The organism is Salinicola peritrichatus (assembly GCF_003206715.1).
Lineage (GTDB): Bacteria > Pseudomonadota > Gammaproteobacteria > Pseudomonadales > Halomonadaceae > Salinicola > Salinicola peritrichatus.
Genome location: NZ_PZJU01000102.1, coordinates 1 through 1,334, shown reverse-complemented (window position 1 = coordinate 1,334; position 1,334 = coordinate 1). Strand labels below are relative to the sequence as shown.

1 protein-coding gene is annotated in these 1,334 nt (G+C 42.3%); it reads right to left on the bottom strand.

The window, feature by feature from the left end; translation table 11 throughout:
- Nucleotides 1-145: 145 nt before the first annotated feature.
- Complete coding sequence (locus DOM57_RS21615; RefSeq protein ID WP_110651817.1) at nucleotides 146-1,033, bottom strand: hypothetical protein; 888 nt, start codon at nucleotides 1,031-1,033, stop codon at nucleotides 146-148.
- Between the last annotated feature and the right edge of the window lie 301 nt (nucleotides 1,034-1,334).

Here is a 1,334-nt window from a genome sequence, read left to right as displayed (position 1 = left end):
TCGAAGTCGGGGGAGATATTCTCCTTGCTTGGATTTGCACTTTTCCACTAACGCTCTAATTTGCTTCTGTTTGTTCTTTGATATTTCCATTTATACTCCAAGCAACTAACGCCGCGTTCACCGGCTTGTCCGGTGCAACGCTTTGTTAGCTGCGCTGCACATGTTTCGAAAGATTCGAGACAATTACTTTAAGGTGGCCTATCAATGAGATAACATCATTTTCAGTAATTAAAACTTTCTTCCCCAACTGTTCTGGGTGACTGCCCGTTTTCTTTATGTATTCTTCATCAACTACACCCATTTTATGCGCTAGAAGATGGCGTTTTTGAAACTGCTTTACGACGAACTCCCACTCGGTGCTATCGAGACCTTCAGCAATATTAATTCCGGATTCATCGAGTTTTTTCCTGGCTACGTAAATATTCTGAAAAGACAGCTTAGGATATCGGTCACGACAACGTTCTCGTGAAAATCCATCAAACGCTGAAATGCAGTCCTCCAGCCCATTTTCAATTAGCTTGCTTTTTATATCTGATGGTGCTTCTTTAGCCAGATCAAGTATTTTTATGACCAGATCAAAATTTGCATCGGCTATCTGTTGTGAGTTGTGCTCTGCACAATCAGGACAGTACCCGAACGCACCATAGATAGCATACTGCAAGGTGCAGTTTTTACATTCGACTTTTTCTTCAAGTTCTTTTTCAGAATAGTAGGTAATGGGAGTTGGCTTTCCCTTTACGGTTATGCCAATAGAGATCAGCTGATTCTTTTTTGGTTTCGTCTCCATCTTCTTGATCATTTTGAGAAGATCGCCAGAAACCTTATTAAGAACAACCGACCGAGCATACTCAATCTGCTGTTTTGTCCAAAAATGGTCTTGCGGCCCCAAGTGTTGACAATAGGGGCAATAACAATCGGAGAAATCAGGGATACCTGTACCCGGCTTTATCTTGAAGTACTTTTCGCACTCGGGGCACTCTCTACCCAAATAGCCTTCATCGTCTTTTTTAATATCCACTGAGTAGGTTTCCACTACTGATTCCTTTTTTCAGCAAACAGTGATTATACGCCCCTCGACATAACGTCAATGAACCCGGCAGCGCGTTCACTCAGGTTATACCGCCTATCATTCACGACCTCTTCCATTGAAATTATAATAAATTAAGTATAAACAGTAAGCATAACATATATTATTGTGCCGGCTTCATAACTCGGCTGAACCAACATGCCGCTTTCGCCGACATAGCCGCTCAGGGTCGGAATCCGCCTGATCGTTCTGCCTAGTTTTCTCAAGCTATTAATGTATTAGACCTCCCTTAGGAATCGCTGATCAA